This is a genomic window from Marinoscillum furvescens DSM 4134 (assembly GCF_003386095.1).
Lineage (GTDB): Bacteria > Bacteroidota > Bacteroidia > Cytophagales > Cyclobacteriaceae > Marinoscillum > Marinoscillum furvescens.
The window spans coordinates 215,666-236,831 of the sequence record NZ_QREG01000006.1 but is presented as its reverse complement, the minus strand read 5'-3'; the positions used below and the strand labels follow the sequence as shown (position 1 = coordinate 236,831).

The 21,166-nt window shown below is 46.5% G+C and carries 11 protein-coding genes; all 11 read left to right on the top strand.

The annotated features are described in order from the left end of the window. Nucleotides 1–3: 3 nt before the first annotated feature. The 11 genes from C7460_RS24525 to C7460_RS08830 all read left to right on the top strand — a co-directional run bounded on the left by C7460_RS24525 (nt 4) and on the right by C7460_RS08830 (nt 21,044). A complete protein-coding gene (locus tag C7460_RS24525) occupies nt 4–357 on the top strand; it encodes a group II intron maturase-specific domain-containing protein (RefSeq protein ID WP_115867734.1) in 354 nt (117 codons plus the stop codon). A 375-nt stretch (nt 358–732) separates the two neighbouring features. Then, nucleotides 733–3,633, top strand: coding sequence for a VPS10 domain-containing protein (locus C7460_RS08875; protein WP_115867733.1), 2,901 nt, complete (start codon nt 733–735; stop codon nt 3,631–3,633). 236 nt (nt 3,634–3,869) lie between these two features. Then, entirely contained in the window at nt 3,870–5,300 is a 1,431-nt protein-coding gene (locus tag C7460_RS08870; RefSeq protein ID WP_115867732.1) for a glycoside hydrolase family 28 protein, read from the top strand. A gap of 65 nt (nt 5,301–5,365) precedes the next feature. Then, nucleotides 5,366–6,940, top strand: coding sequence for a sulfatase-like hydrolase/transferase (locus C7460_RS08865; protein WP_115867731.1), 1,575 nt, complete (start codon nt 5,366–5,368; stop codon nt 6,938–6,940). Between the two features lie 207 nt (nt 6,941–7,147). After that, complete coding sequence (locus tag C7460_RS08860) at nt 7,148–8,155, top strand: LamG domain-containing protein (RefSeq protein WP_221409489.1); 1,008 nt, start codon at nt 7,148–7,150, stop codon at nt 8,153–8,155. 114 nt (nt 8,156–8,269) lie between these two features. Beyond that, nucleotides 8,270–12,196, top strand: coding sequence for a hybrid sensor histidine kinase/response regulator transcription factor (locus tag C7460_RS08855; RefSeq protein WP_170147946.1), 3,927 nt, complete (start codon nt 8,270–8,272; stop codon nt 12,194–12,196). Between the two features lie 102 nt (nt 12,197–12,298). Next, entirely contained in the window at nt 12,299–13,378 is a 1,080-nt protein-coding gene (locus tag C7460_RS08850; RefSeq protein ID WP_115867729.1) for a 6-bladed beta-propeller, read from the top strand. Then, nucleotides 13,375–15,687, top strand: coding sequence for a PSD1 and planctomycete cytochrome C domain-containing protein (locus tag C7460_RS08845; RefSeq protein WP_115867728.1), 2,313 nt, complete (start codon nt 13,375–13,377; stop codon nt 15,685–15,687). The genes C7460_RS08850 and C7460_RS08845 overlap by 4 nt, the downstream gene beginning before the upstream one ends. Before the next feature lie 5 nt (nt 15,688–15,692). Then, nucleotides 15,693–17,147, top strand: coding sequence for a DUF1501 domain-containing protein (locus C7460_RS08840; RefSeq protein ID WP_115867727.1), 1,455 nt, complete (start codon nt 15,693–15,695; stop codon nt 17,145–17,147). Nucleotides 17,148–17,150: 3 nt separating this feature from the next. Next, entirely contained in the window at nt 17,151–19,271 is a 2,121-nt protein-coding gene (locus tag C7460_RS08835; RefSeq protein ID WP_115867726.1) for a c-type cytochrome domain-containing protein, read from the top strand. Nucleotides 19,272–19,490: 219 nt separating this feature from the next. After that, nucleotides 19,491–21,044, top strand: a complete 1,554-nt coding sequence (locus C7460_RS08830) for an alpha-L-fucosidase (RefSeq protein ID WP_221409488.1) — start codon at nt 19,491–19,493, stop codon at nt 21,042–21,044. Nucleotides 21,045–21,166 lie beyond the last annotated feature (122 nt).

The window sequence follows — 21,166 nt, the reverse complement described above, 5'->3', positions numbered from 1 at the left end:
AGGGTGCTCCGGGGGTGGCTCAATTACTTCAGAAACGCAAAGATGCTAAGCAGGCTTAAGCGATTGAGTAGCTGGATACATCGAAGGATAAGATGTTTTCGTCTCAAACAATGCAAGCGAGCAAAAACCATAACGCGATTCTTGGTAAGTCTTGGGTTACCTATATGGCGAAGTATACTTTTAGCTACATCCCATAAGGGATGGTTTAGAAAAGCAGGAAGTCCGCAAGCACATGAAGGTATGAACAAGGCGTGGCTCCAAAAGATTGGTTTGTTCAATCTAGTTGAAAACTACAGTTTATACTTCAAAGAAACCGCCCAGTACGAGAGTACGCTGGGTGGTGTGAGAGGACAATGAGGCTGGATTGATCATCCATCCTCATTTCCTACTCGATTGAAAAAGGGTGATTTAGAACCTTCAAATCGATTTGATGAACTACCTAGCTTCTTTAATCTGCCGCTAACTTCAACTAAGGCAACCTAAAGGTACCTAAGCATCAAAGCACCCCAATAGAATTCTTAAGGAGAATAATGCTTTGGAAGGCTGTCGTAATACGGCCAATTTAAACAGAGAGATAGACAAGAAAGGTACCACGGCCCCTATTAATCAGACATATGTACGGAAACCAACTGCGCAAACGACTGCTCAATCCATTCCTGTATAAAATTTTAACTTTCAATCTTACCGTTTACTGCTAAGCGGGATATTAGTTAAGTGCAATTGAAGCTTATTATGAAAAGAAGGTTACTTCCAATAATATTTTTCGTCACAGTTCTCAGCGCGATGGGGCAGCTAAATACAGCTTATTTTGATCGGTTAAAATCTGAAAAGGTTCCTGTAGATGATCTGGTTAAGTGGAGACAAGTTGGCCCTGGAATGGCTGGATATTGTGAGGAGTTTTGGTGCCACCCCACCAATGAGAACGTCATGTTTATGGCTCCAGACTTAGGGGATTTTTATGGCAGTTGGGATAATGGTGTTTCCTGGCAAACGGCTAAAGGACGAAGCGAGAACGGTGATGAGCTGAGGAGAGTGAAATCGTTGGCCTTTTCTCATCAGGATGCCGATTTTGGGATCGCACTGGATGTTGTTGGAGTTTATTACCATACCACGGATCAAGGACAAAATTGGGTGCCAATGGGAAGCTTGCCCGGAGGCAGACAATCTACCATAGTGGTTGATCCTACCGATGATAATTATTGGTATGTCGGCGGTGGAGACTTTTGGGACGTGAAAAATCAGGGTACTAGAAGGACATTGGCCAGTATGAATGACCCTTCTAAAGGGTATATCTATCCTTGGGGAGGATACGGCCATATCATGAAGAGTTCGGACAGAGGTAAAACATGGTCTAGAAAGACTACAGGGTTACCGGCAGGTCTTGATGTCGCTGAAATAGTTGTAGATCCAACCAATCCTTCCAATATAGTTATAGCTTCGAATTATGGGGTTTATCGAAGTACCGACCGTGGAGAATCCTGGTCTCCAAGCGCTACTGGACTCCCAAATAATAGACCAAGGGATATGACTTACTATTACAATGCCGCTGATGATGAATTCATAATCTATTTAGTGGAACAAACTTTTTTCGAAGCAAGTGGCAGTACGACTGTTTCGAAAGGGGGGGTATATAAGAGCATAGACCATGGGGCCTCATGGGTAAATATGACTGGAAACCTGGCCATTGACCTGACTTCCGTCAATAACTACTTTGTAAGTGAGAATTATTATCGTGCCCTTGGGATATGGTTTGGCATTTCCAAGAATCAAGCTAAAGATGACTACCCAATCCTACCAAATTCAGCGCTATCAACCTGGAATAGACTTGTAGTCAACCCGACGAATAAGGATGAGCTTTATTTGAGTCATAATACCAAACATGACCGTGGTGCTTTCGGTGTGGGAGACATTTGGAAGACTTCAGATGGTGGGCAAAGCTGGGTAGCCACTGCCCGTTCGGGTAAGTATTGGATAAGTGAGACGGATAAGAGTTATTGGCAGGCCCGAAACAATCCCATAGGAGCAAATGTGAAATACGCGCATTTACAGCACGACCAGGATGAGAAATTTGAAATTTTCGGCAATAGGTTTCTGGAAATCAATAGCGTTGGAGAGGTGTTCGCCTGTCTGGAACAACAAGTGGTGCGGTCGAATGATCAGGGAGCGACATGGAATCAGATGGATGACGATGAGACAGAAGAAGGCAGCGGCGCCTGGATCGGCAGGGGAGACAGTAACTTGCCTGGAAGGTTGATGCTGTTAGAGACGGGTATAAAATCCCGATATTTTTTCTGTAGTGGGGAACATGGCCTATGGGAGTCAGCTCCTCTGGGAGACTGGGCGGATCGAAAAGACGTGGCAGTAAAGCAAATCGAAGGACAGAACAATGAAGGTGGTGCTTTGTCCATTGCAACCGTGGCAGTACACCCCAATAATCCTGACATCATCTATACATTACAATTCAGACAGACACACAGAGGATATTTTAGAAGATCAACGGATGGCGGGAAGACCTGGGAAACTTTATCAAGGCCGGTTGTTCATGAAGGGAATAATTCTTCGGATATGTTGTTTCAGTATTCGTTGACCATAGATCACGAAAATCCTAATAATATCTATTTTACACTGATTTCAAATGCCATTGCAGAAGTATCTGCTCATCTGATACCCGATGATATAGATGAATTCGGAGTATACAAGAGTACGGATGGTGGACTTACCTGGAGTACAAAAAACAACGGTTTTCCTTTAGACGCAAGTGTAAGGAGAATAGCTATGGATAAGGACAATGGAGCGACTTTATATGCTGCATTGAACGAAGGTACAAAAGGCGGAAGTGGAGGATTGTATAAGACAACAGATGGAGGTGAAAACTGGTCAAAGATGACTATACCAGCTGAGATAGTCGCCGTGAATAATATCTATCAGGACCGGAACAACCGATGGTTATATATTTCCTGTGGAAGATTCGAAGGGTCCTTAAAAGAAGGAGGAGTCTGGAGAAGCAAAGATGAGGGAAGCTCCTGGGAGAAGATTTTTGACATGCCCTATATATGGCAGACTACCACATCGCCTCTCAACCCAGATATCATCACTGTGTCGTGTGCCATACAGAATGCCAAGAAGAATTTTACCATGTTGCTAAATACCGGGGCTTATTTATCTAAAGATGGTGGTGAAACCTGGCACAAGATCAACGATAATTTAGGACAACCAGGTGTGATAGTTGATTTTAAGCCAGACCCATATATAGAAGGAATATACTGGCTGGCATTGAAGTCCAGTGGCTGGACTGTCGGTTATGAAGAGGGTGTGACTGAAGGTTGGAATGACTTAATAGCAAAAGAGGAACCATCAAAGGTACTTGATACGGATGCCAGGGTCGATAACAAGAAAGTAGGTGCTTATCCAAACCCTACTTCGAATTCTTTAAAAGTAACATTGAACTTCACCGATCCAGAAAAATTGGCAATGGACGTTATTTCGGTAGATGGTAAATCCATTCCTAACCTTAAGTGGCAGAGATATGGCAACATGCTGGATATTGACACAAGTGATTTGAATCCTGGGATTTATCTTGTTTTAATAAAGCGGCAGGGTAAGACTTATTCTATACGGTTTGTTAGAGAATAGTCGTATATAATTTTTCCGTCAAATCCAGCTAGCGGTAGCGCGCATGCCCGGCCTTAACGTCAATTTTGAGCTGACTCCTATTTGCGTAACGCTCCTGTGATAGGTGCTCCTATCTTTATCTGCCTCAGGCTACTTCCTTTTTTGAGCTCTATAGACCCTCCAATTTCTCTGTGAAAACCTTTGCGTGAAAGGGAGTCAGGTAGAATGATCACTTTAGAGTTGAAAATACTATAGCTATGAGAACAAACCATTCTTCCACCTCTTCAGGCTTACTCCTGCTGACGTTTGTGATTTTGTTGATTACAAGCTGTCAACCGCAGGTCGAGTGGAGGGTTACCGATTATGGCGCTGTAGGTGATAGCATCACAGTAAATACGGCGGCCATTCAGCGGGCTATTGATGACTGTTCGGAAAATGGTGGCGGTGTAGTGTTGGTCGAGGGTGGAGTGTTCAGTACTGGCACTATCCTTTTGAAAGATGATGTGACCTTGAAGGTAGCAGAAAACACCAAACTGATCGCTAGTCTCAATCCCAACCATTTCCAGTCTATAGATCCCTTTATTGACGCCACGGGTCAATACCGCGGGCAATGTTTGATCGGGGCTATAAAGGCCAAAAACATCGCGATTGTTGGTGAAGGGGTGATCGATGGCAAGGGCGACAGGTTTACAATGGGTGCGATCAAAAAGACCATGGTAGAGCTTGGAGAAGAGCTAATTGTGCCCAGGATGCCAGAGGTAGATACCTCCAAACAAAACTATGTTAACAAGCATATAAGACCGTCCTACCGTCCATTTCTCATACGTTTGGTGAGGTCAGAAAACATCAATATTGAGAACATTTCGCTACGACAGCCAGCTGCCTGGACATTGCATTTTTATCAGTGTAAGAAGTTTGTTGTAGATGGAGTATCAATTTACAGCCATGCCAATCAAAATAATGATGGGATTGATATCGATTCCTCTTCAGAAGGCGTGATTTCTAATACACATATAGACAGTGGAGATGATGCGATCTGCTTTAAGACCACCAGTCCCATTCCTACAAAAGATATCAAAGTGCATAATTGTAAGCTGAGCAGCCACTGGGGAGCCGTAAAGTTTGGTACCGAGTCTATGGGGAATTTTAGCAACATCACCGTCAAAAACTGTCAGATCTATGATACGAAAGGTGGAGGTATCAAGCTGCTAAGTGTTGATGGTGCCAATGTTCGGGGCATTCTCATAGATAGCATTGAAATGACCAATGTAGACATGCCAATCTTTGTGAGGTTGGGCGAGCGTAGGCTGGTATATAGGGATGCTAAGCGACAGCCTGTGGGGACTATGGCTGGTGTGCAGATATCGAATGTTACAGCTACCACCCGAACCGTAGAAGAATCCAGGCTAAGTGCACCTACGGGCATATTTATCACCGGTACACCAGACCATCCCATTGATCAGCTTTCCTTGAAAAACATCCAAATTTCACTGCCCGGTGGAGGTACTGCAGAGCATGCAAAGATTGCCGTTCCGGAGAACGTGAATAAGTACCCGGAATTTACCATGTTTGGAGAGGTGCTGCCGGCCTATGGGATGTACGCCCGTCATGTAGAGCAGCTTGAATTGGAAGATGTGGTGTTTACTCTTACAGGCTCAGATGAACGTCAGGAACGAATTATCCCTTGATCCAGAACGCAATGGTTTTACCTGGTGACGCCACCAAACCCCTTTTTACCACTTAAATCGCTACAATGGCTACTTACAGAAATACATGTCAATCGCTAATTGGACTCATACTATGGTTTGCTGCGGTATTCATAAATACCAGTCACACGGGCGCTCAAGCTCTGAAAAAACCAAACATCCTGGTGATCTATACCGACGACCATCGCTACTCAGGTGTGCACACCCTGGGTGGTGAGGCGGTACAAACACCGAACCTTGATCAGCTGGCGCAGGAAGGTGTAGCTTTTACCAATGCCTACCTGCAGGGAGCTTTTACAGGGGCTACTTGTATTCCTAGCCGGGCTATGCTCCTCACCGGTAGAAACTTATTTGAACTTGGACCCAGACAAGGTCGGGTGATTCCATCAGATCATCACACAATGGGCGAAATCTTTAAGGATGCTGGGTACTATACGTATCATATTGGTAAATGGCATAATGATATGAAATCGTTGGCCCGGTCATTTGATGATGGAGCCAAAGTGTCTGGTATGCCTGCATACCTCACCGATCAATTCCGGATGCCATTTAGTGATTGGAATGCCAGTGGGAATTACCGCAAAGAAGACTGTTACTTGTTGGAGTATGATGACAATGGAACGGTCATCAGACGGGCGCTCACGGCAGAAGATAAGCGTGGACCTATAGGTACGGAAGCTACAGGGCCCCATGTATCGGAGGTGTTGGCAGATGAAGCTGTTTCCTTTTTTACCAATTACACCAAGGAAGATCCATTTTTCACTTACCTCGCATTTCCTACACCTCATGACCCCAGGCAGGCACCCCAGCGTTACAAAGACCTGTACCCTGAGGAAGAGATCGATTTGCCACCGTCTTATGGCTCTCAGCACCCCTTTGATAATGGGCACATATACCTACGGGATGAGCGTTTGGCTCCATGGCCCCGCACGGTCGATATAGCACGTCAGCATCTGTCGGATTATTATGCCATCATCACGCATCTAGATGCACAAATAGGACGTGTGGTGGCAGCATTGAAAGCAAGCGGACTTTATGAAAATACACTGATTGTGATGGCCGGAGATAGTGGGCTGGGGGTAGGAAATCATGGGTTGTTGGGTAAGCAAAATATTTATGACGAAGATGGCATTCACATTCCCTTGATATTTTCCGGAGGTTTGATAGAGGAAAGCAGTAGCAGGATAGATGCGCTGGTGTATAACTTCGATATCCTGCCCACGCTTTGTGAATTGGCAGGCCTGGAAATACCAGAATCGGTAACGGGCAAAAGTTTAGCATCGGTCATTTCTGGTGAATCTTCGTCAGTAAGGGATTACACCTACCATGCGTACCGCCAGCACCAACGCGCCGTGCGGCACGGTGCATATAAACTGATAGAATACGTCCGGGCACCAGTAGCCAAAAGCTACGATAGAGAGGCGCATATTGCCGGCTCTCGTGTCACACAGCTGTTTAAGCTCACGGAAGACCCGTGGGAAACTTTTAACCTCGCAGATTTTCCCGAGTATGAGGAGAAAGTAAAGGAAATGCGTCGTTTGATGAAAACTGCCGCTACGGAGTTTGCAGATGTACCTGATCCGATGAGGTCTGAAACTGACTTTTGGGCTTATTATGATTGAAAGAACAGTGATTCAAAAAAAACCATTCGACAAGAAGACAGCAAAAAACGCATTTCATTCCTGGTGAAATGCAGAACCTCTGAAAACTAACATTTTGTAAAGTGTTGTGTTGTGGTGTCCAGTTTTTGTCAAGTTGGTTTTAGAAGGCCTTACCGTACTGCTGCATACCTTGGTCATAGTTTCTATTATAAATGAGGTAGGAGATCTATGTTTAGTCAAAAGATACTGTTGTTAGTTCGCTTGTCAGTGATGTGCTTGGTGGTTGGGGTTTTATACGGATGTAAAACTTCAGAAATAGAGCCGGACAAAAAACAGGAGAATTTCGAAGAGGTCAATGAAGAAGACCAGCGAGAGGAAGATCAGCAAGAAGAGAGCCAGCAAGAGGAGGATCAAACTGAAGGGCCATCAGCCGAGGCATTTCAAAACATGAACCCTGCTCTTCCCTCATTTGTGTCTATAGATGATACTACACCCGAGGGAATGGAATGGGTAAAAGAAGAAGAGCTTACGGATGAATTTGATGTTTGGGATAGCAACAAATGGTTTAAACCACTCTGGAACTATGGTGTGCCGGTGCAAATGCGTGATGAAAACTCAGGAGTGGCAGATGGCAACCTGTGGATCAAAGCCACGCTGGACGAAGGTGCAGAGCGATGGTTTGAGACCTCTCGGGTGCAGTCCAGAGCGCAGATCAGCTATCCGATGTACACAGAAAGCCGCATCAAAACGGCCCACATTTCAGCATACAATACATTCTGGCTCAACAATGGCAATATTTCCAACCGGAATGAGATTGACGTCATAGAAAATAACTCGAACCCATCGTGTGGTTGCCAGCCGGATTTTCCCTGGCAGATGAATTCACAGTACTTTCATGTGGTAGACGATGATACACGCCGCAACAAAGGCAACTTTGACAACCGAAACCTTTCTGAAAACAACCCGCTGAAAGGAGTACCCTGGAATGAAGATTACCACATTGTGGGTGTCTGGTGGAAAGACGCCACACACATTCAGTTTTATCTGGACGGTGAGCCGGCAGGTAGTGTGGTGTCAGAGCGAGACTTTACCAGAGCACTAAACCTCATATGGGACCTCTGGACCGTAGATGAAGACTGGCTCGGTGGCATAGCCCAAAAGGAACTGCTGAAGGACAGTTCTGTCAACACGATGTATGTAGACTGGGTACGCACCTGGCGACTACAAACCAAATAACTGACTCAGGGTTAAGATAGCTTACCGGCCACAACCGTTTGCCCTTGAAGGTACCGAATAAATTGGCATCTTTAAGCTAAGATGCACACGGTCCAGTATTATAAATTGATAATCTTGCAGTTAGTATTTCTATCAGGTTGGGCAGGCATAGTCTTTCCAGCGATAGCCAGTACGGATACTGCCGTGTTCAATATCCGGAAATTCCAACTTCCGGTGGAGGCGATTCTTACCGATATGGAGCAGGACCAATTCGGATTCATCTGGATCGGATCTGAAAATGGCCTTTGGAGATGGGATGGTGGAAATTTCAAACACTATCAGAAGGACACACAAGACACTACTGCCCTTACCAGCAATCGGGTCTCCAGTGTTTTTGAGGATAAGCGTGGAGTCCTTTGGGTAGGTACTTACGGAGGTGGGTTGCACAAATACAACCGCAACTGCGATTGCTTTAAGCGCTACATCAACGACCCTGATGACCGTACAAGCCTTAGTTTTAATGAGGTAAAGGTCATTTATGAAACTTCCAATGGTGATTTTTTTATAGGTACTGATGGCGGTGGGTTAAACCTCATGGACCGGGAAACCGAAACTTTTCAGCGTTTCCAATATGATGAGGCGGATGAAAATACCATCAGCCATAACAATATCCTGTCGCTGGCAGAGCATCCAGATGGACGCGTATTTGTGGGTACCTGGAAAGGGCTCAACATATTTGATCCACAGAAGGAAATTTTTCAACGGGTATTTAAAGCTTATAAACCCAAACAACAATTCCATTTTTCACTGGTCCAATATGGCGATCGTCTGCTGTCAGATGTACCGCCATCAGCCTATCTAACCGAAAAAAATGAGCTGGTAGAGCACAGTAACCATTACCATGGGTTGAGTGGGGAAGCTATAGATGCTAAAGGCAGGCTATGGGCACTGAGTGGTAGTGGAATCAATATCTTGGATGAGAACCTGAAAGTTATTCATGCCCTGGCCGGTAGCGCATTTTATGATGACCCACAAAATCGCCAGCTTCGAAACCTGTTTCACAACCAAAAGACTGGAGATACCTGGGTGCTGGGGGATAGAGGTAGCTTTTTCTTGATAGATCAAAAAGCACCCATATTCAAACCTTTTTTGGAAGGACAACCAGCAGTACACCTGCAATCCACCCCAAACTATCTTTGGGTTGCTGATGGAGTAAAGGTGACGATCTACGATAAGACCGAATTTACAGTAGTCCGCAGTTTTCCTTTCCCGATGCACAACCCATTGATGGAGAGTGATTCACATGGTACGATGTATCTGGCTGATCAATTGGCGGTACGTGCTTACAATGAAGATGGAAGCAAGCGCTGGGAAGAACCGCATGGCATTACTACGGAAGTCAAATGCCTGGCGCTTACCCGTGATAGTGTGCTTTGGATAGGTCGAATCCTGGGTGTTTCTCAGCTTGATCTGAAAAGCCGCACAATCAGACATATACATTGTAATCCCAACGCCAAACCCAATGAGCTGGGGTATTTTCATCACGTGCACAAAATCTTTCAGTCGAGCAGTGGGGAGATTTGGCTGGGGACGGATGGCGATGGCCTGAAAAAGTACCATCCGAAAGATCAGTCGTTCACACATTATCGTCATGTGATCGGTGATACCACTACCCTCAATGGGCAATTCATTCGAGACCTCAAAGAAGATCAGCAGGGGAGGCTTTGGGTTGGTAGCATGATGGGTGTCTGCTGCTTAAACGATGACGGAAAATCCTTTAGCAGAATCCAGCACGATGCTTTGAGAGATGTGTCTGTGACCACCATGGAGGTGGACGATGCTGGAGGGCTTTGGGTGGGAAGTAGGGGTGAAGGGCTCTACTATTTTGAGCCTGATTCAGGGGAGGTAATGAACTTAAACAGTCGCAAAGGGCTTAGTTCTGATCACGTGACCAATAGCCTGAAGCTAACCGATGGCCGCATACTGGTGGGCACAGAAGCAGGCTTGATGGTGTTTGATCCGGAGCAGGTCCACCCAAGTGCTAGTACCCCTTCTGTCTACCTTTCCAACCTGCTGATTAACAATGAACAGGTAGCAGTGGGTGGTAGGCATCTCACCAGTCATATCATGGTGGCAGACAGTATTCTGTTGGAATATTCAGACAATAAATTCGAATTGGAATTTAGGGCCATTCATTACGATGACAATGACCGCTGCCAGTATGCATACAAGTTGGAGGGGTTTGATGAAGATTGGGTAGCAGCAAAAGGTGCCAATAAAGCAACCTATACCAATATACCCGCAGGCCAGTACAAGTTCATGGTAAAAACCAGCAATGAAGATGGGGTGTGGAATGAAGCTATTCGGTCCATCCATATTGCTATTGCCCCGCCGTACTGGGAGCTGTTATGGGTTCGATTGCTGTTCCTATTGCTGATGGCTGGGATTATTGCGGGTATTTTAGTGGTGTTTATCAGACGGGAAAAATCTAAAAACCAGTTTAAGCTGGAAAAAGAGCGCGTAAAACAGACAGAAGAGCTCACTCAGATGAAGTTGCGCTTCTTTACCAACATCTCTCATGAGCTGCGTACGCCACTTACGCTCATTGCTGCACCGCTAGATAAGTACAAGCAGGAGCAGGTGGTGCCGCGAAAGAGCGTGTTGGACATGATGTATAAAAACAGCAAGCGACTGCTGGAGCTCATCAATCAGATACTGGATTTTCGAAAGCTTGAGGGAGACCAGCAGCCGTTGCAGGTAGCCGAACAAGACCATTTGGGGTTGATTGAAAACATCAAAAGTGCATATGCCTACTGGGCCAAAGAAAGTCAGGTGAATTTTATAGTAAATTATTCCAAAAACACCCCTAAATGCTATTTTGATGCGGACGTAGTGGAAAAAATCATTACGAATCTCGTGGCCAATGCCATTAAGTTTACCCCCAGGAATGGGGATGTTCGGCTCAATGTGGAATTGCTGCCGCATTCGGTATCCAATCAGTGTATTCAAACGGGGAAGATGAAAATAGACATTCGTGATACAGGAGTAGGTATCCCCAAAGAAGTTCAAAGCAAGATATTTGACCGGTTCTACCAATTAGACTTCAAGGAGTTGCCGGCCGCCGGTAGTGGGATTGGTCTCTCTTTGATAGCTGGGCTGGTAGATCTGCATCGTGGCCAGATTACCTTCCATAGCGAAGAAGGGCGCGGTACACACTTCTCCATTGAGCTTCCGGTCGGCTTTCAGGATCATGAGCTGGTTTCGAAGGTAGAAGATGAGTTGGCCACCGGTAAACCAGAAGATGACCGGATACTGATTTTGGTTATCGAAGACCATGAAGATATCCGGCAGTTGCTGCGTGAAGAGCTTAGTGCTCAATACCGGGTCATAGAAGCTGAAAACGGTAAGTATGGAGTGAAGCTGGCAATAGCCCAGGTGCCGGACGTGATCATATGTGATGTGATGATGCCGGAGGTAAATGGCCTACAAGTGGTAAACCAACTCAAAAACAATGTGCTTACTGACCACATACCCATTCTACTGCTTACCGCAAAAACATCCATTCAGGATAAACTCGATGGCTTAAAAGCGGGTGCCGAAGACTACATACAAAAGCCCTTCAACATCTCAGAAGTAAAGCTAAAGGTGAGAAATGTGCTGGACTCTCGTCAGGCATTGGTGCGCAAGTTTGGCCAGCAAAACCTGGAAGAAAAAAAAGACGACAAGGAGGATTTTCTTTCCGCTATCAATCAACTGTTGCACACGCACCTGGCGGACAATGACTTTTCGATAGATGAGCTGTGCCTGGAAATGGGGGTGGGTCGCTCTCAGCTCTACCGCAAGCTGATGGCACTTACTGGCAAGTCCATCAAAGAGTACATCAATACCCACCGCCTTACTTACGCACGGCAGCTGCTGGAGACTGGAGAATATTCAGTGAAGGAGGTCGCTTTCCGTGTAGGGTTTAACGATAACCACTATTTTTCTCGTAGCTTCAAAAAGGAGTTTGGCTATCCGCCTTCTCATTTCACTGATAAAAAGAAAAACCTACTCAAACAGTGATTTTAGTGCGTTTTTGCTCATTAAGTCCAACACTATGAACAATAAATCCATCTGATTCAGGGTGGTCATTACCGTAATTTGATGTGCAGAACAAGTTCAAATATGAGCACATCTTCAAGTTACAATTCAAGACGAAATTTTTTAAAGCAGGGAGCAGTAGTGGCTGCCGCTGCTAGTATTCCTTCTTTTAGTTTCAATATCATCTCCAGGCCAGTGCTCGGAGATGAACTTATTGGTCATGGAGCTTTCAAGTATCGCGTACACCAGGCATGGGGAAACCTCAATCCAGCCACTACTCCGGTAAACAACTGCCACGAAATGGTGCAGGCCAGAAATGGCAAGCTCTACATGATTACCGATGACACACACAACAATGTTATCGTTTACGATAAGTCTGGGAAACTATTGGATTCATGGGGTACCACTTTTAAAAGTGGTCATGGTCTCACGCTGGCACAGGAAGGCGAAGAAGATTTTCTCTGGATATGTGATCCACACTGGGAAAACCCTTCGGTGGTGAAGATGACCCTGGATGGCCGGGAAGTGCTCAGACTTCCAGATCCACGTACCATTGGCGTGTATGAAAAAGACGATGCCTACAAACCCACTGAAACGGCTGTAGGGCCCAATGGGGAAGTCTATGTGGCAGATGGCTATGGTTCGCAGTGGGTGCTGCAGTTTAGCAGTACAGGCGAATTTATCCGTAAGTTTGGAGGGAAAGGCGATGGCGACAGCCAGTTTAGCACCGTGCATGGCGTCACAGTAGACTACCGCGATGCTACAGGGCCCACGCTGCTCTGTACTTCTCGGGGGCACAACGCCTTCAAGAGATTCACCCTGGATGGCGAGTACTTGTCCACTATTTTCTTACCTGGAGCTTACGTATGCAGACCAGTCATCGATGACGACACGCTGTATGCAGGGGTCTGCTGGTCGCGACTCAGGTACCTCAATCAAACGCCAAATTCTGGTTTTGTGACCATTTTAGACAAAGAAGGTAAAGTAGTTTCCAATCCTGGAGGCACGCGTCCGAAGTACCGGAAGAATGAACTCCAGCTCATGCTTCAGGACAAGCCGATATTTAAGCATTGCCATGATGTATGTGTGGACGATGATAAAAACCTCTACATCTGCCAGTGGAACGCAGGGAAGTCTTACCCGATAAAACTGGAAAGAGTATGAGCAGACAGTTACTAGCGCTATGTACACTGGTAAGCGGACTGTATTTCACCTCTTGCGATCAGGGGTTCACTTCTGAAGCAGGCCTGGGAGAGCTACCCGAAGTGTTGGATTACAATATTCATGTACGTCCCATTCTGTCTGATAAGTGCTTTGTCTGCCATGGTCCCGATGCTAACAAGCGAGAATCTGGCCTGCGTCTGGATACCAAAGAAGGCGCCTATGCTGCGCTCAAAGATCAGCCTAATGTACACGCCATCGTGCCGGGAGATCCAGCGAGCTCGGCAGTGTACCAGCGGATTACCGCTGAAGATGCCACCATGCTGATGCCTCCTGCAGCGTCCAACTTGAAGCTTACCGAGCGTGAAATACAAATCATTGAAAAGTGGATAGCCCAGGGGGCGGAGTATAAAAAGCACTGGGCTTTTGTGCCTCCTAAGCCACAGCCGCTACCTGAAGTAAAGCAGGAAAGCTGGCCGGTCAATGCGATCGATTTTTTTGTGCTCAAGCAAATGGAAAGCATGGGGCTGGAGCCAAATGAGCAGGCAGACAAAGCGCGGCTACTGAGACGTGTAGCATTTGACCTTACAGGGCTTCCTCCTTCTTTGGAGCTGCAAGAGCGATTCATGAGTGATGATTCAGATGAGGCTTACGCCAAAGTGGTGGATGAGCTACTCACCAGCAAGCATTATGGTGAAAAGATAGCCATCCACTGGCTGGATGTGGCCCGCTATGCAGACTCTCATGGCTATCAGGACGATGGGCTACGCACCATGTGGCCCTGGCGTGATTGGGTCATTCATGCGTTCAACGAAAATTATCCTTATGACCAGTTTCTCACCTGGCAGCTGGCAGGAGATCTGTTGCCAGAACACAATGTAGAAGCAATACTCGCTACAGGTTTCAATCGCAACCATAAGATCACACAAGAAGGAGGTGTGATTGATGAAGAGTATCGTATCGAATATGTCACAGACCGTACCAATACCTTTGGAAAGGCTTTTCTGGGACTAACGTTCGAATGTGCCAAGTGTCATGATCATAAGTATGATCCCATTTCGCAAAAAGACTACTTCAGTACTTTCGCATTTTTCGATAAAGTGCCTGAGAAAGGTATTTTCGGAACTTTCGATGCTTCTTTTGCTGATCCGCCAAACATGCGCATCACCGATGAGTACCTCGAAGATGTGCTGAGTTTTATCAACAAAAAGGATGATGACCGTTTGGATGTCATGGTGATGAAAGACTCTGTGGGGCTACGCACCACACACGTACTTACTCGTGGCAACTATGACGCCAAAGCAGAAGTGGTCTACGAGAGTATGCCAAAAGCTGTGATGCCTTTCGATACTACGCGCTTTGCCCAAAACCGAAAGGGACTTGCAGAGTGGCTGCTGAGCACTGAGCACCCACTGACCTCACGTGTATTTGTAAACCGAATCTGGCAGGAAATATTTGGCATAGGAATCGTCAAGACCGCAGGAGACTTTGGGATGCAGGGTGACCTTCCTACCCACCCGGAGCTGTTGGATTGGTTGGCACTGGACTTCCAGAAAGACTGGGACATCAAACGGCTGGTCAAACAAATCGTGACATCTGCTACGTACCGGCAGTCTGGTGAAGTGACCGAAAAGAAACTGCGTCTGGACCCTGAAAACACGTATCTGGCTCGCTATTCCCGATCTCGTCTTCCGGCTGAGCTAATTCGAGACATGGTGCTGGCTTCCAGTGGATTACTCAACTCAGAGGTTGGAGGCCCTAGTGTAAAGCCTTATCAGCCTGATGGGCTCTGGTCTGCCGCTACTTCGGGTAGAGGGATGCTTCAGGAGTACATCCAGGACCATGGAGAAGATCTTTACCGCAGGGGGATTTATACCTTTATCAAGCGCACCGTGCCACCGCCTGTGATGCTCACCTTTGACGCCTCCAGTAGAGACCAGTGCGAGGTGCGCAGACTTACCACCAGCACTCCGCTGCAAGCACTGGTCATCCTCAATGACCCCACCATCCTGGAAGGAGCGCGAGTGTTGGCGGAGCGTTTAGTATCCACCGAAACGGATGATGAAGAAAAAGTGGTCACTGCATTTAGAAGGATCGTGTGCAGGTACCCCAAAAATGAGGAGCATGCCATACTTATGGGCTATTTGAAGGATTTGCAGTTGCATTTTCATGAAAATCAAGAGGAGGCCAAAGCCTTCATAAGTGTGGGTGAATACCCTAAATCAAAAGAGCTCAATGCTACAGCAGTGGCTGCGCTGATGCAGGTAATTCATACGATTTACAACATGGAAGAAACCATCACCAAAAGCTAGTTGCTATGGATAAGGAATTCTTAGAAAATAGATTTAACATCAATAGGCGTCATTTTTTGGGTAAAGCTGCTCTGGGATTAGGGAGTGCTGCCCTGGGGTCATTACTGGTTCCAGATATGTTTAGTGGGACATCTTCTCAGGCCGAAAAACTACAGGCTGGGATAAGGCACTTTGCACCGAAAGCTAAGCGCATCATTATGCTGGTGCAAAATGGTGCTCCGTCCCAATTGGAGAGTTTTGACTACAAACCACTGCTCCACAAAATGCATGGTCAGGACTTACCAGAGTCGGTAAGGGACGGTCAGCGCCTCACAGGCATGACCTCCGGTCAGAGCAAATTTCCATTGGTAGGTTCAAAATTCGCGTTTAGGCAATATGGGCAGTCGGGTACGTGGGTCAGTGAACTTTTTCCAAACATTGCCAAAATCACCGATGACATCTGTGTGATCAAGAGCATGCATACCGAAGCGATCAATCATGATCCGGCACTTACGTTTATCCAAACGGGAGCTCAGCAGGGCAATCGTCCCAGTATGGGTGCCTGGATGAGCTATGGACTGGGAAGCGAAAACCAAAACCTACCGGCATTTTGTGTGCTACTCTCACGTGGCAAAGGCAACGGGCAGGGAGTGTACTCCAAGCTGTGGTCCAATGGGTTTTTGGAGAGCATTCATCAAGGCGTGCAGTTTAGCGCAAGCGAAGACCCTATACTGTACCTCAATAACCCCGATGGCATAGATATGAAAAACCGACGAAAGATGCTGGATCACCTGGAAGCACTCAATGCTCAGGGTTACGAAGAGTTTGGCGATCCGGAAATTCATGCCAAGATCAAGCAGTATGAGATGGCCTATCGCATGCAGACCGCAGTGCCTGAAGTGACCGACCTGTCTAAAGAGCCTGACCACATCATCAAAATGTACGGTGCAGACTGCCTTACGCCAGGTACTTATGCTTCCAATTGCCTTCTGGCCAGGAAGCTGTCCGAATCGGGCGTTCGATTTGTACAGCTTTACCATCAAGGGTGGGACCAGCACAACAATCTGGTAGGGGAGATGCCACAACAGGCCAAAGACGTAGACAGGGCTTCAGCAGCACTGGTGCAAGACCTCAAACAGCGTGGTTTGCTGGACGAAACCCTCATAATCTGGGGTGGAGAGTTTGGACGAACCAACTATTGCCAGGGAAAACTTACTGATGGTAACTATGGAAGAGATCACCATCCAAGGTGCTATAGCATATGGATGGCCGGTGGAGGGGTGAAAGGAGGTATTACCCATGGCGAAACGGATGAGTTCGGGTACAACATCGTGAAAGACCCGGTGCACGTGCACGATCTGCAGGCTACCATCTTGCATTTGATGGGCCTTGATCACGAAAAGTTGACTTATAAGTACCTGGGTAGACGTTTTCGGCTTACTGATGTACATGGTCATGTAGTCAACGATATCATTGCTTAACCCATGAGAAACCTGAGAAATTCCATTGCTACGGTGGTGTTTTGCATGCTGGCACTGCTTACTTTTTTGCTGTTTTTTGATCACAAAGTGGAGATCCCTGTTTGGCTACAGCCTGTAGGACGTTTGCACCCACTCGTGCTTCACTTTCCCATAGCTATTGTCGTTTTGCTGGCCCTTTTGGAGGTTTTTAGCTCATACCTCGAACGTGCCTCTTACCTGCTGGTACGTGAGTTTATGCTCCTGCTCATGACATTTTCGGCTACTGTAGCGGTGCTGATGGGCTATTTTTTATATCGGGAGGGCTATGACTCTGAGGTCATGTTCTGGCACAAATGGACCGGGGTATTTGTCGCTTACCTAAGCTATGTCATGCTGGTGGCCGACAAGGCTTTATTGGTGTACAAATCGGTCTTGTTTACCAACGTACTCCTGGTTATTGTAGCCGGACACTTCGGAGCGAGCCTTACCCATGGGGTGGATTTCGTATTTGAGCCTATCAGGCAAACAGAACCTACTGCATACAGGGATACTACCGTCTTTGCAGCAATGATTCATCCTATTTTGGAAAGCAAATGCCAAAGCTGTCACAATGCTCAGAAGCATAAAGGCGGATTGGATGTCTCAAGTCTGGAGGCCTTGCTAAAGGGTGGTGAAAATGGTCCCCTATGGCAAAAAGGAAACATAGAAGAGAGTGCGCTCATACATAGGGCTATGCTGCCAATGGACCACAAAGAGCACATGCCTCCGGAAGGAAAACCTCAACTCACCGACTCAGAGGTGCAGCTGCTAAAAGATTGGCTGGCGGCAGGAGCAAATACCACTATGCGACTAAGCGAAGTAGACAAAAACTCAAAACTGATGCCCTATGTAGTAGAGCATTTAGAAACTGGAGCCGATTCTTACGATTTTGAGGCAGCAAATAGTAAGGTCATTCGTGAACTCAATGGCCCTTACAGGAAAGTAGAAAATATAGCTCCTAATTCCCCAGCCATCGTAGCTTCGATCTTTGGAAGTGCAGCTTTTGACCGCAAGTCTATTGCAGAACTGAGCGCAGTGCGTGAGCAGATCGTACAGCTCAACCTATCTTATTTGCCTGTCAATACGGAGGATTTGAAAGTGATAGCTGGCTTCACCAATTTGGAAAAGCTCAACCTCAACTTCACTGCCGTGAGCAATGAAGATTTGAAAGGCTTACAAAAATGCTCCAAACTCAAAGCACTTTCCCTTTCGGGGACTTCCGTGGATGAAGGCATAGCTGACGTGCTGGACTTGCTTCCGGCACTGCAGCGCATCTATCTTTGGAATACGTCACTTACTTCCAGCCACATAGAGGCCTTGCAAGTGCGCTTCCCAGCTCTGCAAATAGAGCAAGGGTTTCAACCTTCAGAGGAAGATCTGCTACCGCTTACCCCTCCTGAGCTGGCAAGCGGCAAAATGATTATTGGCTCAGATGATCCTGTAGTGCTAACGCATCAGTTGGGTGACGTGGACATTCGCTATACTCTGGACCAGTCTGAGCCTGATTCCAGCTCCCAGCTTTTTAATGCGGAACAGCCTTTTTATTTTGATAGTGTAGTGACCATACGCACCATAGCATATAAAGAAGGGTGGCAGCCCAGTACGGTAAAATCCTTCCAGCTGTATCCCAAGGGGAAAACCCCTGTTTCTGCCCAATTGCAAACTAAACCATACCGGACATTTAGCGCTATAGATGGAGCCAGTCTGATAGATGATGTAAAAGGACAGCAAAATCTCTCACCTATAGCCTGGCTGGCTTTTGTAGGAGAGCCATTGGAGGCATTGTTTGATTTTGGAGAAAAGCCTTCTGTTATTCATGAGATAGGGTTGAGCTATGCGCAAATAGACTGGCGACGATTTGCTCCCCCAAAACGGGTGAAAGTTTGGGGAGGAAATCAACCTGATAGCATGGCACTCATACTTGATCAGGAAGTCCCTTTTACCAGGGAAATGAAATACGGGTTGAAGGTGGAAAAAATTAAACTTCCCAAAACCGACTACCGATACTATAAATTGGAAGCAGCACCTTATTCGGCATTGCCTGGCTGGCATCAGCATGCGGGTAAGCAGAGTCTCGTCGTAACCGATCAGGTATTTTTTTACTAGTTCTAAGATTCGAGATTATGAGGGATCGAAGGCAAATAGTGTAAGATTAAGGGGCAAACACTGATCCATAAGGGGGGTATATTTTTCGCCCTACTATTATAACTGTTTGTTGTACACCATGAGTTAAGAGCGTTTTTATCATTGTTACAGGCAAGTTTTGGTCCGAGTATGCGGTGCCAAAACTTAGTGATAGTGATCTACGAATAAGAACCTCTTAATATGAAAATGAACATGAGGCTGATGATGTGGGGTGTGCTGCTTGCGATGAGTATTACCACCTACGGACAGCAAGTCGAAAAGTACAAGCCAAGTTGGGAGTCACTTGGTAAAGTAAACCCTGCACCGGTGTGGTTTCAGGATGCCAAGTTTGGGATTTATGCGCACTGGGGACCTGTGTCTTCGGCGTTCGAAGGAGCGGAAAAAGGTACCTGGCTCGCTGGCTGGCATGGCATGAAAATGTATGACAATGGCAAGTTGGACCCGTCCAAAAAAGGAAAGCCTACAACCAATTACATTCATCATAAGAAGAAATATGGCGATCCTGCTAAATACGGATACAAACACATCATTGAGCAGTTTGATCCCTCAGGCTTTGATGCTAAGGCCTGGGCGGAGCTTTTTGCCAAATCAGGAGCTCGATTCGCTGGTCCGGTGGCCATGCACCACGACAACTTTGCCATGTGGGACAGCAAAGCCACCCGCTGGAACTCCATGAACTACGGCGGTATCGATCCTTCGGCTGAGCTAAAAAAAGAAATTGAGGCACGAGACATGAAGTTTATGGCCTCTTTTCATCATGCGTTTACCTGGAAATACTTCGGGACAGCACATGCTTACGGAGGGGTAGACCCTGAGGACTATGACCTCTACACCGATCCGCACGGTCTGGACGATGATACTCCTTCGGAGCGCTTTTACAACGAATGGTGGGCCAAACTCAAAGAATACATCGACGTGTATGAACCAGACCTGATATGGTTTGACTGGTGGCTGGAAGAAATGACCGAAGAGTGTCGACAAAAGTTCCTAGCCTATTACTACAACAAAGGCCTGGAATGGGGCAAAGATGTGGTGGTGAGCTACAAGGAAAGCACGTTTCCTGAGCCGCTTGCCGTAAAGGATTATGAGCGCGGCAGACCTAATCAGCCAAAAGATCAGGTGTGGCTTACGGATACTTCGCCGGGAGCCTGGTTTTACCGACCACATGCTCAGTTCAAAACTCCGAATGAGCTGATCGATATATTGGTGGATATTGTAGCGAAAAATGGATTGATGCTACTCAATGTGCCTCCTAATCCAGACGGCACCATACCACAGGAAATGCAAGATTTGCTCATCAATATGGGAGATTGGCTAGCTGTGAATGGAGATGCCATATATGGAACCAGACCGTGGACCATTTTTGGCGAAGGCCCTACCAGACTGCCTGAAGGAGGCCATAAAATCGAAAAAATCAAAATAGCCTACACCAATAAGGACATCCGATTTACCAAAAAATCTGATACGGAGTTTTACATCATCGTCATGGATAAACCTGAAGGAGATTTGGTAGTGAAGTCACTCAGTACGGAGCTCGGTGTTTTCAACTCAGAGATCAAACAAATCAGTTTGCTAGGCAGTGATGAGTCCATCTCCTGGACACGTGACGAGCGTGGGCTGGTGATCAGCGGCCTGCAAGACATGCCTACAGATTATGCGCATGCCTTTAGAGTGAAAGTAAACGGCTATACCGAAAACGACATAGGAGGTGCAGTAGCAGCTCACGAAGATTAACATTTTAGTTAGGTTGGTTGAATAAACGGGGGTGTTTCCTGAAGCTTATGCTTCCGGGGCGGCCCCGTTTTCGTTTGGAGGTAAGTGGTAGGATGGAATGTTAAAGATGATGAATAGAATCC

Coding starts and splice junctions, on each gene's coding strand:
- C7460_RS08830 (WP_221409488.1), top strand. CDS start 19,491: ATGAAAATGAACATGAGGCTGATGATGTGGGGTGTGCTGCTTGCGATG.
- C7460_RS08870 (WP_115867732.1), top strand. CDS start 3,870: ATGAGAACAAACCATTCTTCCACCTCTTCAGGCTTACTCCTGCTGACG.
- C7460_RS08860 (WP_221409489.1), top strand. CDS start 7,148: ATGTTTAGTCAAAAGATACTGTTGTTAGTTCGCTTGTCAGTGATGTGC.
- C7460_RS08835 (WP_115867726.1), top strand. CDS start 17,151: ATGAGAAACCTGAGAAATTCCATTGCTACGGTGGTGTTTTGCATGCTG.
- C7460_RS08845 (WP_115867728.1), top strand. CDS start 13,375: ATGAGCAGACAGTTACTAGCGCTATGTACACTGGTAAGCGGACTGTAT.
- C7460_RS08865 (WP_115867731.1), top strand. CDS start 5,366: ATGGCTACTTACAGAAATACATGTCAATCGCTAATTGGACTCATACTA.
- C7460_RS08850 (WP_115867729.1), top strand. CDS start 12,299: ATGAGCACATCTTCAAGTTACAATTCAAGACGAAATTTTTTAAAGCAG.
- C7460_RS08875 (WP_115867733.1), top strand. CDS start 733: ATGAAAAGAAGGTTACTTCCAATAATATTTTTCGTCACAGTTCTCAGC.
- C7460_RS08840 (WP_115867727.1), top strand. CDS start 15,693: ATGGATAAGGAATTCTTAGAAAATAGATTTAACATCAATAGGCGTCAT.